The sequence below is a fragment of the Shewanella morhuae genome (assembly GCF_003028295.1).
Taxonomy (GTDB): domain Bacteria; phylum Pseudomonadota; class Gammaproteobacteria; order Enterobacterales; family Shewanellaceae; genus Shewanella; species Shewanella morhuae.
In genome coordinates this window covers 353,732-367,687 of sequence record NZ_PYSG01000002.1, presented here as the reverse complement: position 1 = coordinate 367,687, position 13,956 = coordinate 353,732, and the positions used below count along the sequence as shown (strand labels likewise).

Annotated in this window: 14 protein-coding genes; 10 read left to right on the top strand and 4 right to left on the bottom strand. The window is 44.9% G+C overall.

Translation table 11 applies throughout. The features are described from left to right. The first annotated feature begins 3 nt into the window (after window positions 1–3). Genes C9I43_RS02180 through C9I43_RS02170 form a run of 3 tightly spaced genes read left to right on the top strand, consistent with a single transcriptional unit; the run spans window position 4 to window position 2,404 of the window. Window positions 4–414, top strand: a complete 411-nt coding sequence (locus C9I43_RS02180) for a DUF3019 domain-containing protein (RefSeq protein WP_107881840.1) — start codon at window positions 4–6, stop codon at window positions 412–414. Then, the gene (locus C9I43_RS02175; protein WP_076500889.1) at window positions 414–1,127 is read left to right on the top strand and encodes a response regulator; all 714 of its coding nucleotides are present in this window, start codon (window positions 414–416) and stop codon (window positions 1,125–1,127) included. Before C9I43_RS02180 ends, C9I43_RS02175 begins: the two co-directional genes overlap by 1 nt. Before the next feature lie 11 nt (window positions 1,128–1,138). Continuing rightward, window positions 1,139–2,404: an ATP-binding protein gene (locus C9I43_RS02170; protein ID WP_107881838.1), complete on the top strand. Its 1,266-nt coding sequence runs from the start codon at window positions 1,139–1,141 to the stop codon at window positions 2,402–2,404. Between the two features lie 50 nt (window positions 2,405–2,454). On the opposite strand, the gene C9I43_RS02165 is transcribed toward C9I43_RS02170, so the two are convergent. Next, a complete protein-coding gene (locus tag C9I43_RS02165) occupies window positions 2,455–2,760 on the bottom strand; it encodes a DUF1289 domain-containing protein (protein ID WP_076500894.1) in 306 nt (101 codons plus the stop codon). 160 nt (window positions 2,761–2,920) lie between these two features. Between C9I43_RS02165 and C9I43_RS02160 the strand changes: the two genes are divergently transcribed. Then, on the top strand, window positions 2,921–3,457 hold the full coding sequence (locus tag C9I43_RS02160; RefSeq protein ID WP_076500896.1) for a DUF4136 domain-containing protein: 537 nt from the start codon (window positions 2,921–2,923) through the stop codon (window positions 3,455–3,457). An 84-nt stretch (window positions 3,458–3,541) separates the two neighbouring features. On the opposite strand, the gene cysM is transcribed toward C9I43_RS02160, so the two are convergent. Then, entirely contained in the window at window positions 3,542–4,420 is an 879-nt protein-coding gene (gene cysM / locus C9I43_RS02155; protein ID WP_107881836.1) for a cysteine synthase CysM, read from the bottom strand. 212 nt (window positions 4,421–4,632) lie between these two features. Here cysM and cysP point away from each other — a divergent pair, with 212 nt between their 5' ends. The 4 genes from cysP (at window position 4,633) to C9I43_RS02135 (ending at window position 8,683) form a co-directional block, all read left to right on the top strand. Continuing rightward, window positions 4,633–5,640, top strand: a complete 1,008-nt coding sequence (cysP, locus tag C9I43_RS02150) for a thiosulfate ABC transporter substrate-binding protein CysP (RefSeq protein WP_107881834.1) — start codon at window positions 4,633–4,635, stop codon at window positions 5,638–5,640. A gap of 194 nt (window positions 5,641–5,834) precedes the next feature. Then, window positions 5,835–6,680: a sulfate/thiosulfate ABC transporter permease CysT gene (cysT, locus tag C9I43_RS02145; RefSeq protein WP_107881832.1), complete on the top strand. Its 846-nt coding sequence runs from the start codon at window positions 5,835–5,837 to the stop codon at window positions 6,678–6,680. 9 nt (window positions 6,681–6,689) lie between these two features. Then, on the top strand, window positions 6,690–7,556 hold the full coding sequence (gene cysW / locus C9I43_RS02140) for a sulfate ABC transporter permease subunit CysW (protein WP_107881830.1): 867 nt from the start codon (window positions 6,690–6,692) through the stop codon (window positions 7,554–7,556). Continuing rightward, complete coding sequence (locus C9I43_RS02135) at window positions 7,553–8,683, top strand: sulfate/molybdate ABC transporter ATP-binding protein (protein ID WP_107881828.1); 1,131 nt, start codon at window positions 7,553–7,555, stop codon at window positions 8,681–8,683. Before cysW ends, C9I43_RS02135 begins: the two co-directional genes overlap by 4 nt. 198 nt (window positions 8,684–8,881) lie before the next feature. On the opposite strand, the gene C9I43_RS02130 is transcribed toward C9I43_RS02135, so the two are convergent. Together C9I43_RS02130 and C9I43_RS02125 are read right to left on the bottom strand one after the other, a co-directional pair. After that, a complete protein-coding gene (locus tag C9I43_RS02130; protein ID WP_107881826.1) occupies window positions 8,882–10,018 on the bottom strand; it encodes an HlyD family secretion protein in 1,137 nt (378 codons plus the stop codon). 1 nt (window position 10,019) lies between these two features. After that, window positions 10,020–10,400, bottom strand: a complete 381-nt coding sequence (locus C9I43_RS02125) for a DUF3302 domain-containing protein (RefSeq protein WP_107881824.1) — start codon at window positions 10,398–10,400, stop codon at window positions 10,020–10,022. Between the two features lie 266 nt (window positions 10,401–10,666). Here C9I43_RS02125 and purT point away from each other — a divergent pair, with 266 nt between their 5' ends. Together purT and C9I43_RS02115 are read left to right on the top strand one after the other, a co-directional pair. Beyond that, window positions 10,667–11,842, top strand: coding sequence for a formate-dependent phosphoribosylglycinamide formyltransferase (purT, locus tag C9I43_RS02120; protein WP_107881822.1), 1,176 nt, complete (start codon window positions 10,667–10,669; stop codon window positions 11,840–11,842). Between the two features lie 303 nt (window positions 11,843–12,145). Continuing rightward, window positions 12,146–13,870, top strand: a complete 1,725-nt coding sequence (locus tag C9I43_RS02115) for an RluA family pseudouridine synthase (protein ID WP_107881820.1) — start codon at window positions 12,146–12,148, stop codon at window positions 13,868–13,870. The last annotated feature ends 86 nt before the right edge of the window (window positions 13,871–13,956 follow it).

The following is a 13,956-nucleotide window of genomic DNA, read 5'->3' as shown; positions in this document are numbered from 1 at the left end:
TTAGTGACGCTGTCTCAATTAAGCTGGCTGGCTTTGATCGGTTTAAGCCTCAGTTTAGTAAGCCCACATTTAGCACAAGCTAATAGCCGCGATGCTGTACTTAAACTGACACCTGAAATTTGTATCACCAGTTTAGATAATCAAGCCTGCGACATCGATATAGAACTACACTGGACATTAGCCAAAAATGAGCTTGTCTGTATTTTATCTGACAATATTGCCTATCCAAAATGGTGTAGTGATTCCGTTTTAACAAATACTTTACAGATGAAAATTCATACCTCAACGGACATTGAATTTATCATGGTGAGTAAAGACAGTAACCAAACGTTGGCGAGCGCCAAACTTAAAATCACTTCTGCAGCACAACCTCAGGTTCGCAGACGTTATCGCAACCCTTGGAGTTTATTTTAATGACCAGCCCACAATCGAACCACAGAGTATTATTGGTTGAAGACGATGTTCGCCTTGCAAACCTTATTGTCGATTACTTAAAGTCCCATGGTATGCATGTTGAAGTTGAACGCCGTGGCGATACGGTATTAACTCGATTAATCAATTACAAGCCCGATATCATACTGTTAGACATTATGCTGCCCGGTATGGATGGTCTCACCTTGTGTGAAAAACTGCCCGATTATTTCGCCGGCCCGATCCTACTGATGAGCGCGTTAGGTTCACCCGAAGATCAAATCAAAGGCTTAGAACTCGGTGCCGATGACTATGTAGTTAAGCCCGTTGATCCCGCCTTATTAGTGGCGCGAATTAACAACTTACTACGTCGTCAAAACCAGCCACCGCAGGCCGAATCACACTGCTTAACCTTTGGAAAACTGAGTATCGACCCGCATACCCATGCGATTCGCCTTAACGAAACGGAAGTCGATTTAACCAGTCACGAGTTCGAGTTATTATGGCTACTCGCCTCACAAGCAGGCCAAGTGCTTAGCCGTCAATATATCTATCAATTACTACTCAACATTGATTTTGATGGTAAAGATAGAAAAATTGATGTGCGTGTTTCTAGATTACGTAAAAAACTCAACGATAGTATTGAGACACCATTCAGAATTAAAACCGTTTGGGGGCAAGGTTATTTATTTGCTCCTGAAGCTTGGAATAACTAAGTAACCATCCAGTGAAGCGCCTCTTTATCAGTTTATATCTGCTACTCAGTCTCAGCGTGCTTGGGATTGGCTGGACACTCGACAGCCTGTGGCAGAAAAATGTCGATGATAATAACGCTCTCGATGCGCCACTAGTCGCATTCGCGCAATTATTAGCTGAGCTCCCTGCCGATACTCGTCAACGATATTTGGAGACGATCCCAGCTAATCCTGTAATGCCACTACAATTACTAAACGCCGATCAAGTTGCGCTGTTAGACAATCAAGCCTTGAGTAGCAATAAAGTGTTCACCACCACTAACAACAATAGCCTGCTGCAATTTATTAGAGTCGGCGATCAAGTATTAATGGCGGGGCCGCTGGATATCGATCCTAGAGCAAACCTTCGCAGCCTATTCACGCTGTTCTTTTATTTATCACTCGCCCTTGTGGCACTAATTTGGGTCGGTCCACTTTCACGGGATTTGAGCATACTACGTAAGGCAACCAAAGAATTTGGCGAGGCCAAATGGGACACCCGTATTACCCTGTCAAATCGCTCTCAAGTTAAACCTTTAGCTAATACATTTAACGAAATGGCACGGCACATCAGCGCCTTAATTGAAAATCAAAAACACCTATCGAATGCGGTATCCCATGAGATCCGCACCCCGCTGGCTAGGCTTAAATTCGCCCTTGCGTTAATTCCTATGTATTGTCAGCCCGATTCTGACGCACAAAAGCGACAAAATTTTATTGATGAAATGCAAATCGATATCAAAGAGATTGAAGATTTACTGCAAGAACTACTGACTTATGCCAGCTTAGAATCCCAGCGAGAAGGGATCCAATTAGATGAGTACGATTTAATTCAGCTAATCAATCAAACGATTAAACGTTTAGAAAACTTAAGTCCAATCCCACTCGTCATTAAGACGACTATTGATAAACTGCCACTACTAGGTGAACCTGCATTAATCGAACGTACACTGCAAAATTTACTGACCAATGCACAACGCTTTGCCCGCACTGAAATCATCATAGAAGTTAAACAGACACAGCACAGAGTGAATTTAAGTGTGAGTAACGATGGTGAACCTATACCGGCGGTTGATTTACCTAAAGTATTTGAGCCTTTTTATCGCAGCCAATCGGTGCAAAATGGTAATAAAGGGCACGGTTTAGGGCTTGCTATAATCAAACGTATTATGCAGCGACATCAAGGCGATGTCAGCGTTAGCAGTAATCCATACCAGACGTGCTTTAACCTTAATTGGCCGATAAAACGCCAGCTGTAATACAACCTTTTAACCGTATAGTGACACTCAAGCTATGGCCTCATACTAGGTTAGTCAAGCTCAAAACCACCAAAATCCAGCGAGGCTTCTGGCTCAGGGTCGAAATTCAGTTGCGGATTTAATTCGGCTCTTTCTCGCTCAAGTTGAGTTTGCCGTGCTTTCATTATTGCCAGCTGACGACGGCGTTTACGTTGGGTACATAAGCGGATCACATCGTACTTTTGCGCAGCTGAAAACGTTAACCAATTAAATCTTTCGTCACGGCTACGCAGGCAACCATTACAGTAACCACGCGCATCGGTATGGCACACTCCGATACAAGGACTAGGGATTTCAAAAAAGGCTAACTGTTCCATAACCTGCTGCAATTTCTCTCTCAAGCACCAACGCCTATTAAATAACGTCGCTGCCTGATGGTAAAAGGGATGTAAATACAACACTCTTATCTAAAGTACTTGCAGAAACGTCTATAATCAAGGCACATTGGACGGAGTTTGTACAACTTGGAGCACTATTATGGGATACCGTTACTTTGCTAGTCTGCTAGTCGCTGTTGCCTTATTAAGCGCTTGCAGCAGTAAACCGAAAAATGATTACGATCTTAATTACGATTTCAGCGCGCTACATAACTTTGCACAGCTCACACCACAGAAAACCGACGATCCATTAAGCGCCCAGCGTATTCAGGTTGAAATAAGTCATCAATTGAGCCAGAAGGGTTTTACCGAGAATGCTCCAGTGCCTGACTTTAATGTCTCTTACGCACTGCTAACCCAAGACAAACCTAAAGACTCAGGTCTTTCAATCGGCTTAGGCACGGGTACATTTGGTAGCTCAGGAGGTATAGGAATAGGCACCAGCGTTGGCGTGCCACTGGGCAGTGATAGCGCAAAAATTCAGACTATTCAAATTGATATTATCGATCCTAAAACTAAAGCGTTGATTTGGCGCGGCAGCGATAGTTTTAACTTTGATGCTGGCGGAGATCAAAAAGCCCAAGATACCGCTAAGGCGGTTAGCCGGATTTTAGCGCAGTTCCCACCGCAAAAATAACTACTAATAACTTAATAGAATGGGCGTATATCGCTCATTTTTATTGATAAGGTATTCGCATCGCCCGAAGCCACAATCGTAGATTTAGGAAAAAATCCCTGATGAAAGATAACGATCGCCGCGATCACAAATAATCGCCACCACCACTGACCCCGGATATTGTTTGGCAATCTTTAGCGCAGCAAACACGGCGCCGCCAGAGCTGACTCCCGCACAAATCCCCTCTTCTCGGGCTAAGGTTCTAGTCATGTCTTTTGCATCTTGCTCTTCAATATCCATCACGACATCCACGCGGGATGCATCAAAAATTTCGGGCAAGTACGCCTGCGGCCAGCGGCGGATCCCTGGAATCGCACTGCCATCGGCAGGCTGAAGACCAATAATAGTGATGTCGGCATTACAGCTTTTAAGGTATTTAGACACCCCCATAATGGTGCCTGTTGTGCCCATGCTAGAGACAAAATGAGTGATTTTACCTTGGCTCTGCTGCCAAACTTCAGGGCCAGTAGTCATAAAATGTGCGTTAGCATTATCTTGATTATTAAATTGATCCAGTACCTTACCTTTGCCTGCGGTTTGTAACTGCAACGCTAAATCCCGTGCGGTCTCCATGTTATCCACCAGCATAAGTTCTGCACCATAGGCTTGCATCGCATCTTTACGTTCCTGAGTCGAGTTTTGCGGCATAATCAGGATCATCTTGTACCCTTTAATGGCCGCCACCATCGCTAGTGCGATCCCAGTATTACCACTCGTCGCCTCGATGAGCGTATCACCTGGGCTTATCTCTTGGCGCAGCTCTGCCTGAATAATCATATTGAGTGCTGCGCGATCCTTGACTGAACCCGCCGGATTATTCCCTTCCAACTTTAACAATACAGTGGAATCACCACAGTTAAGCCGTTGCAGGCGCACGAGTGGAGTTTGTCCAATACAGGCTTCAATGGTTGGAAAGTCAGACACTGTGGTTATCCTTTACTTGATAGAAATAGCTAAGCGATAGCCTATTCTATGTGGGTTACCGTGAACAGACACGCTGAATATTGCTGATGGTATACAATAAATCGCTCATAGTTATTCAAAAAGGTTCTATACAACTGACTTCTTATAAACAATTACTTCTATTAGTCTATAGGTAACAACGCTGACAAAGTCGCCAGTCCAAGGAGTTAAAAATGCCAGTAAAATTAATAAAGGCCCTGCTAGGGACCCTCTTTCTGGGGACGTCACTCAATGTGGCTGCCGCAGATCAAACCCTGCTAAATTCTTCGTACGATATTGCACGGGAATTATTCAGTGCCTATAACCCTGTTTTTGCTAAACATTGGCAAGAAAAAACCGGTAAAACTGTCGAGATTAAACAATCTCACGCGGGTTCATCGGCGCAGGCACGCTCTATTTTGCAGGGTTTGCCAGCAGATGTGGTGACGTTTAACCAAGTGACAGACGTACAAGTACTATACGATCGCGGTAAATTGATCCCTGAGAACTGGCAAAAATTGTTACCAAATGACAGCTCACCTTACTATTCCACCATTGCATTTTTGGTGCGTAAAGGTAATCCAAAGCAAATCAGTGACTGGGGTGATTTAGCTAAAGATGACGTTAAACTGGTATTCCCTAACCCAAAAACCTCTGGCAATGCCCGCTATACTTATTTAGGTGCATTAGGTTATGCCCAGAAAACTTTGGGGAAAGATAATCTGGTTGAACAGGATCAATTCCTGAAAAAGTTTCTCGGCAATGTAGCCGTATTTGATACTGGCGGCCGTGGTGCAACCACCTCTTTTGTAGAGCGTAATATCGGCGATGTATTGATTACCTTTGAGTCAGAAGTGAACAATATCCGCCAACAGTATGGTGCTGACGATTACCAAGTTATTGTACCAAAAACATCGATTCTAGCTGAGTTCCCAGTTGCAGTTGTCGAGAAAAATGCTAAACGTAACGGTACGATTGAACTAGCAACTGAGTATTTACAGTATCTCTACAGCGAAGAAGCACAACGTTTATTGGCAGGTTTCAACTATCGAGTACATAACGAAAAAGTTCAGGCAGAGTTTGCTAAACAGTTCCCTACGGTTGACCTACTAACTGTTGAGCAAATCATTGGTGGTTGGGATAACGCCATGAAAACCCAATTTGCTAACGGTGCAAAACTTGATCAATTACTCAAGCGTTAATCTCAAACTGATGTTATAAAAGGTAAACATTGCAACCCGGGCTAAGTCCCGGGTTCAATAGTTTTGTGGTATTCAGTCGTCATTATTGCAAACAGTGAAGAGAGTTTTGATTGTCTTATCTCTGGTCGCAAATGACTGACGATAAACAAATTGTATTGGTTTTAATTCAATTAACCTGATCGGGTGATTATTCTGTGATTTTTAATAACGGGCGTTTACGCCATAAGCGGGTTCTTCCAGGTTTTAGCATCAGCTTAGGTGTGTCCCTACTATTCGTCAGCCTGATCCTATTATTGCCGATTTCAGGGCTTATCATGCAGACCAGTTCAATGAGCTGGTCTGAATATTGGGGCGTGATTTCCGATCCCAGAGTGGTGGCCAGTTATCGCGTTACTATTTTATCGGCACTAGCGGCATCGTTATTTAACTGCCTTTTCGGATTATTGCTCGCATGGGTACTGGTGCGTTATGAATTTCCGGGTAAACGCATAGTTGATGCATTAGTGGATTTACCCTTTGCATTACCCACCGCAGTTGCAGGTATCACCTTAGCCAGCCTTTATGCCGCAAATGGCCAAATTGGTAGTATGCTTGCCGAGTTTGGAATAAAAGTTGCGTACACCCCCTTAGGCATAGTGGTAGCGATGATTTTCACCAGCATTCCCTTTGTGGTACGAACAGTACAACCGGTACTGGAAGAGTTGTCCCACGATGAAGAAGAAGCGGGCATGACCCTTGGCGCCTCGGATCGGGCAGTATTTTGGCACATTATTTTACCATCTTTATGGCCAGCATTAATGATGGGAACCGCACTGTCTTTTACCCGTAGCTTGGGTGAGTTTGGCGCCGTTATTTTTATCGCCGGTAATATGCCCTATATCAGCGAAATCACTTCATTAATGATTTTTGTCCGCTTACAAGAGTTTGATTTTGCAGGTGCCAGCGCCATTGCTTCGGTAGTTTTACTGACCTCGTTACTGTTATTACTGCTAATAAACCTGTGGCAGGCGCGTTATCTGCGCCGTATTCATGGACGTTAAGGAGCGAATATGAACTCATTTAAACCCTTAAGAGTCGGTGAAGCGCCCCTTATAAAATGGAGCCTGATTACACTCGCAGTGCTCTTAGCCTTATTATTTTTGCTAGTACCCCTGCTAAGTATTTTTCAACAAGCTCTCGTTGGCGGCTGGCAACGTTATATTGGGCACCTAAGTCAGCCTGATACGCTACATGCGATTGGCTTAACCTTGATTGTGGCGGCGCTAACGGTGCCTATCAACTTAATATTCGGCATTATGCTGGCATGGAGTGTTACTCGGTTTGAATTCCCCGGCCGCAAGTTACTTATCACACTCATTGATATCCCGTTTGCGGTATCCCCTGTCGTCGCAGGTTTACTGTATTTACTACTCTATGGCAGTAACGGCTGGCTTGGCGAATGGCTATATGAGCACGATTTACAGGTCATGTTTGCATGGCCAGGAATACTGCTAGTGACCATTTTTGTTACTTGCCCCTTTGTCGCCAGAGAGCTCATTCCATTAATGCAACAACAGGGGGCGTCGGAAGAAGAAGCGGCCGTTATTCTCGGAGCATCATGGTGGCAACTATTTCGCCGCGTGACATTTCCCAATATCAAATGGGCACTGATTTACGGTGTGATCCTCACCAATGCTAGAGCAGTGGGGGAATTTGGCGCGGTTGCGGTTGTCTCAGGTAATATCCGCGGTGAAACCAACACCTTATCATTGCATGTACAATTATTGTACGAAGATTATCAGGCTGAGGCCGCCTTCGCGAGCGCGTCATTACTGGCCTTAATTGCCCTATTGACCCTAATGCTAAAAGCCGTAGTTGAATGGCGACAACAACGCAGTTTAACCGCCAATGACAATAAAGAGCAGAGTCCATTATGAGTATTCGACTGACTAATATTTCTAAGACGTTTGGCCAGTTCCAAGCGCTTTCTCCACTCACTCTTGATATTCAAGAAGGAGAAATGATTGGCTTACTGGGCCCCTCAGGTTCAGGTAAAACCACATTACTGCGAATTATTGCCGGTCTTGAAGGCGCTGATAGCGGCAGCATTCATTTTGGTGACAGAGAGGTTACCCAAGTCCATGTACGTGAAAGAAGAGTAGGGTTTGTATTTCAAAACTATGCGCTATTTCGCCATATGACGGTAGCAGATAACGTCGCCTTTGGGCTCGAAGTGATGCCTAAAAAACAAAGGCTTTGCGCGGCAGAAATTAGTAAACGAGTGACACAACTGCTAGAAACAGTGCAATTAGGCCATCTCGCTAAGCGCTACCCTGAGCAACTGTCGGGCGGACAAAAACAGCGGATTGCCTTGGCGCGCGCATTAGCGACGCAACCCGAAGTGCTGCTCCTAGATGAACCCTTTGGTGCCTTAGATGCCAAAGTGCGTAAAGAATTACGCCGCTGGTTACGTAGCCTGCATGAGGAATTAAAATTCACCAGTGTATTTGTGACCCACGATCAAGATGAAGCACTTGAGCTCTCTGATAGAGTGGTCGTAATGAGCAATGGTCATATAGAACAAATTAATACGCCTGCTGAGCTATACTCGCACCCCAATAGTCGCTTTGTGTTTGATTTTCTGGGTAACGTCAATGTGTTTGAAGCCAGTTGGCAACAAAATCGTTGGCAAAATGGCCAAGCATTTTTGGTGCCTCCAGCGCAGCAGACATTGCAGCAAGATGGCGCACTTTATGTCCGTAGTCACGAATTAACACTGTCAGACAAACCGAATAGTCAGGCCAACTTGCCGTTTGATATTGTTGCCATAACCCCAGTAGGCGCCGAAGTGAGAGTGGAATTAGCACCACACGGCTGGCATAGCAAAGAACTATGGGAGGCTAAATTCACTCAACATCATCTGCAGGAGCTCGGGCTACAAAAAGGTAGTTTGGTATACGCCACGCCAAGAACAGGTTACTTCTTTGGTGCAAAGGGCGACAGCTCACCGACCCGTCTCAGCTGGCCATTCTTAACACCGGGTAGCCTCGCCTTTGATATCTAGCAGTGTATTGATTGTCATCGATTGAGTTAAACCATTAAAGTAAAAAAGCGCTGATGTCGTCATATTTGACTCACATCAGCGCTAATCTCACTTCATTAAGCTAAATCACATCATTATTAAGCTAAATCACACCATTCGTTTATCTACTCGCTTTCAATCACTTTTGCTAATGCTAAAATAGCGTTCTGCGAGCAGCGATTAATGATACAGGTAATTCAACCAACCTTGCATCCTGAGCAACACCTTACGCATGACAGATACATGGTGAAAATGCTCAGTATAAATAGCCACTTGTCCTGATACCCCTGCGGGGAAACCTTTACGAATGACATCGTCATCAATCTCAATTAAGACGATAACTCGACCGGTTTGAAACATACGATCCGAGGACTGTAGCACTCCGCCCATTTGTACTTCACCCTCTGACATAGCAGGCAGTACTTTAGCGACACGACCAGTAAACACTTGCCCTGGTGCTGCATCAAGAATCACCTCAGCCTCATCACCTTCCTTTAGGCGTAGTAGGGAATTTTGCCAAAAAGCACCCGCAAAATAACGTTGCTCATTAGGGATAAAACTCATCACTGGGCGTAATGGGATAGGCACAGCCATAGCTCCTGGACGTAGCGCCATTTGCGTCACCACACCATCGGCTGGCGCACGAACCACGGTTTGTTCTAAGTCATAGATAGCACCGTCTAAATCGCCCTGTAAGCCCGCGACTTTAGTATTAACGCCGTCAATATTAGACTCATAGGCTAGCCTCACCCGTAATTCATCTGATTTAGCTACCATTAACTGGGCTTCAGAAGCGAGGTAAAGCTGACGTTTGTTATCCAATTCTAGCGCAGTAAATGGAGAGTTAACCCCTCCTTTACGATGACCATTTTCATAGCGCTCGTATGCAGATTTATTGCGTTCTTTATCGGCATTAACCCGCTCAACATTGGCTTTAGCCGATTCCCATGCAGCAGCGAGCTGTGGCACTTCTAGCTCGGCGGCGATTAAAGCGGCACGTTTACGCTTAACCACAGCTTCAAAGGGAATAGGATCAATACGAAAAAGTACATCTCCTTGTTTAACCTGAGTATTAGGCTGTACTTCAACACTAATCACTAACCCTTTTACCGCGGGTGTGATAGGAATAGAGACAAAATACTCCCGCGCAAAGCTCGAATAAGGATGGTTGTAGTTCATCACCAATATCAATGCACTAATGATCACTACTCCCCCCAAAACTGCGGTAGGTACCGTCCATTTTGTCAGTGGGATTTTAAAAACTTTAAAAATAACAATACAAATAGCGGCGTAGGTCAGTATGAGTAATAAATCCATGTTACACCTCGACTTTATTTGTAATAACAGGCTCTACAACATTTGTTTTCGCCTGTTCTAATTGATCTAGCCTTGCTTGTAGATTAGTTACTGTCTGGCGTAGAGTGCTCACATCTTCCTCTAGGCTCAACTCTCGCTTCGCTACAGTACTAAAACCCCAACCACGGTCTTCTCGGTACAAGGTCGCCCATATCCATAAAAATGGCCAAATAGCATGCAAAGTAAACAAACTCACCCATCCCGCGATATGCAAAGCATCTTGCTGTGGGTGATTACGTTTTTTTGCAATTTCGTATGGAATGTCATGGATCGCAATCACCCCATAAAAAATGACCACTACTACAAACAACAACACTCCTAACGCAAAGTAATCTAAAAACATTATCAAGCCCCCCTTTGTTTGCCATGTTCACGTCTAAAATAATTTTTATTGAATACCTTACTTTGTAAATTAACATTTAATAAACAAATTAAGCAAAAAACCAACAACTTTATAGGTTATAAAATTGACTGAGTTCACACTAAACCCAGTGATCCGCTGCACACTTGCTTATTTACATCATGATCCCAACTACTGTTCGCGCTAAACTCAGGGTTAAGTTGCGCGCCATGACGCAATCCCTACAACTGTTTAAAAGGTATCCACACATGATAGGCACTCCCTACACTGAGGGCGCACGACGCGCCATGTTGCTCGGCTGCGGTGAACTTGGCAAAGAGGTAGCCATTGAGCTACAACGCTTAGGCGTAGAAGTGATTGGCGTTGACCGTTATGCCAACGCTCCTGCTATGCAGGTCGCGCATCGCTCCCATGTGATCAATATGCTCGATGCTAACGCGCTGCGGGCAGTAATTGAGTTAGAAAAACCGCATTTAGTTATCCCTGAGATTGAAGCCATTGCCACCCAAACCTTAGTTGAAATGGAAGCGCAAGGCATAAATATCATCCCGACAGCGAGGGCAACGAAGCTAACGATGGACAGAGAAGGCATTCGTCGCCTCGCCGCCGAAACCTTAGGGTTACCCACCTCACCTTACTTTTTTTGTGATACTGAAACTGAATTTAATCAAGCTATAAGTAAAATTGGTCTGCCGTGTGTGGTTAAGCCGGTCATGAGCTCATCGGGCAAAGGCCAGAGCGTTATTCGCGATGTTGCCCAAAGCCATAAAGCGTGGCAATACGCCCAAGAAGGGGGCCGCGCTGGCGGTGGTCGCATTATCGTAGAAGGCTTTATAGCCTTCGATTATGAAATCACGCTGTTAACCATAAGCGCCGTCAATGGTATTCATTTTTGTGCGCCCATTGGTCACAGGCAAGAAGATGGTGATTACCGTGAGTCATGGCAGCCACAAGCCATGTCCGCTGAAGTGTTAGCAAAGTCGCAAGCGATTGCCAGTAAAGTCGTTGAGAACCTTGGCGGTTATGGATTATTTGGCGTAGAGCTGTTTATCAAAGGCAATGACGTGTACTTTTCAGAAGTCTCACCTCGGCCGCACGATACCGGCTTAGTCACACTCATTAGCCAAGATTTATCCGAGTTTGCCCTGCATGTAAGGGCGATTCTTGGCCTGCCCATACCCAATATCCACCAGCATGGGCCAAGTGCCTCAGCGGTGATTTTGGCTGAAGGCACCTCAAGTAATATTCGCTATCAAGGTATTGCCGCTGCATTAGAAGCGGTCAACACTCAACTCAGATTATTCGCCAAACCCGACATTGATGGCCGCCGCCGCTTAGGTGTCGCGCTTGCACGTGATATCGATATCGACAGCGCAATAAGTAAGGCACTCGATAGCGCTAGCAAGATAAAAGTCATTTTTTAACTATGTTAGCCGCTTAACATTAAGCTCAAGCACACACTAAAAAACGGGAGATAAGCATCTGCGCATTTCCCGTTTTTTAATACAGAACCAGAATAATCAACCACCTTCAATAAAAAGTGACCACGCAGAATGCACAGAGTAAACTAGCGGCCTTATTCTATGGGCGGTGTTTCCACGCCTTGCACCATAAGCGCTGTGCCTGACTTTTTTATTTTAAGCTTTTATTTAAGACTCTTTATGTCAAGCGTGTGACTTATAAAACACCACAGCAGCAACCAACAGTAGTAGAAAGTAGAACTCAATATGCCTCTTCAGCCCTCATGCTTTACCCCTTTCACCCAAGCCATTGATGCCTATGCGCTGCCGCAGCGTTTTACGTTTCCTTTCTATTACGAGCCGCATCCACTGTGCGTTATCGCCGCAAACGAATTACAGCAGCATCTTGAGACTCAAAATAATTGGCAGCATAATTTTGGTCTAACGGGTGAGTTAACTGGCGCCATTGGCAAAATGTTTGGCGTATTACTGGTGCAAAACCCACAGGGTGAAGTGGGTTATTTATCAGCATTTTCGGGCAAGTTAGCCGAGCAAAACCATTGGCCACACTTCGTCCCTCCGGTGTTTGATATGCTAGCAAAAGATAATTTTTTTCACGCTGAAAATCTGCAAATCAATCAGCTTAATGCCCAACTCTTCGCGCTAGAAAATCATCCCGATATTCCCCGTCTATCAACCAATCTTAATGCTGAGCAAGCGCAAGCAGCAACCAAACTTGCCGTCCACAGACAATTGATGATCGACAGCCGTCAATCACGCAAGGCGCAGCGCAATCAACTCGCAGTCCAATTGGCGATCAAGCCGACTGATGAGACCTTACGTGAAAATGCAGTAATCGAAGCCAAGCTTAACCAAGAAAGTATTAATGAAAAAAATCAGCTAAGAGATATTAAACACTATTGGGATGAGCGAATTAATGCCATCAGCCAAGAGTTAAGTCTACTTACCGATGATCGCGATGCATTAAGACTGCAACGTAAACAACTCTCTGCGGCGCTGCAGCAAAAGCTGTTTGAGCAGTATCGTTTTTTGAATATTCAGGGCGTAGAAAAGAGCCTTTACAGCATCTTTAAAGGCACAGTAGAACTAACGCCACCTGCGGGTTCGGGTGAATGTGCCGCACCAAAACTGTTACATTACGCCTTTAAACACAATCTCAAACCGCTGGCAATTGCCGAGTTTTGGTGGGGCGCACCGCCAAAATCAGAAATCCGCCAACATAAACAGTTTTATCCCGCCTGCCGACGTAAATGCCATCCCATTTTAGGGCATATGCTCGAAGGGCTCAGCGTTGATGACAATCCGCTACTTGCTAATCCTGCACTAGGCAAAACCTTAGCTATTGTCTATCAAGACGATGTCATGGCGATTGTGAATAAACCCGCCGAGTTTTTATCCGTGCCGGGCAAAGACATTACAGAATCAGTGTATTCACGCATGCAACAAACCTTTCCTAATGCCACGGGCCCACTTATCGTTCATCGACTCGATATGTCGACCTCGGGGTTAATGGTGATCGCACTAACAAAAGATGCCCATAAACAACTGCAAAAACAGTTTATCCAGCGCACGGTAACTAAACGTTATGTGGCTCTTTTAGCGGGGATCCCTGCTGTAATGGCCAGCAAACAGCCAAATGGCGAAATATCTTTACCCCTGCGGGGAGATTTAGACGACAGACCAAGGCAACTGGTGTGCCATGAGTTTGGTAAAGCGGCGCAAACCTATTGGCAAGCGAGTCAAATCGATGAATCGGCCAATCAAACTCGAGTGTATTTGTCGCCTAAAACGGGTCGAACCCACCAACTCAGAGTGCATTGTGCCCATTTAGAAGGGTTAAATACGCCGATTTTAGGTGATGATCTCTACGGGACTCGCGCTAATCGCCTGCATTTACATGCTGATTTATTGATACTCCAACATCCTGTAACTGGTGAATCAATGCGCTTTCAAGTTGATGCCGAGTTTTAAGCGCTTATGCCAAAGATAAGTATTTTTAAGATCGACATTTAAGGCTAAGCATCAGAGATTTGGTACTTTTTCGCGATGTATAAGCG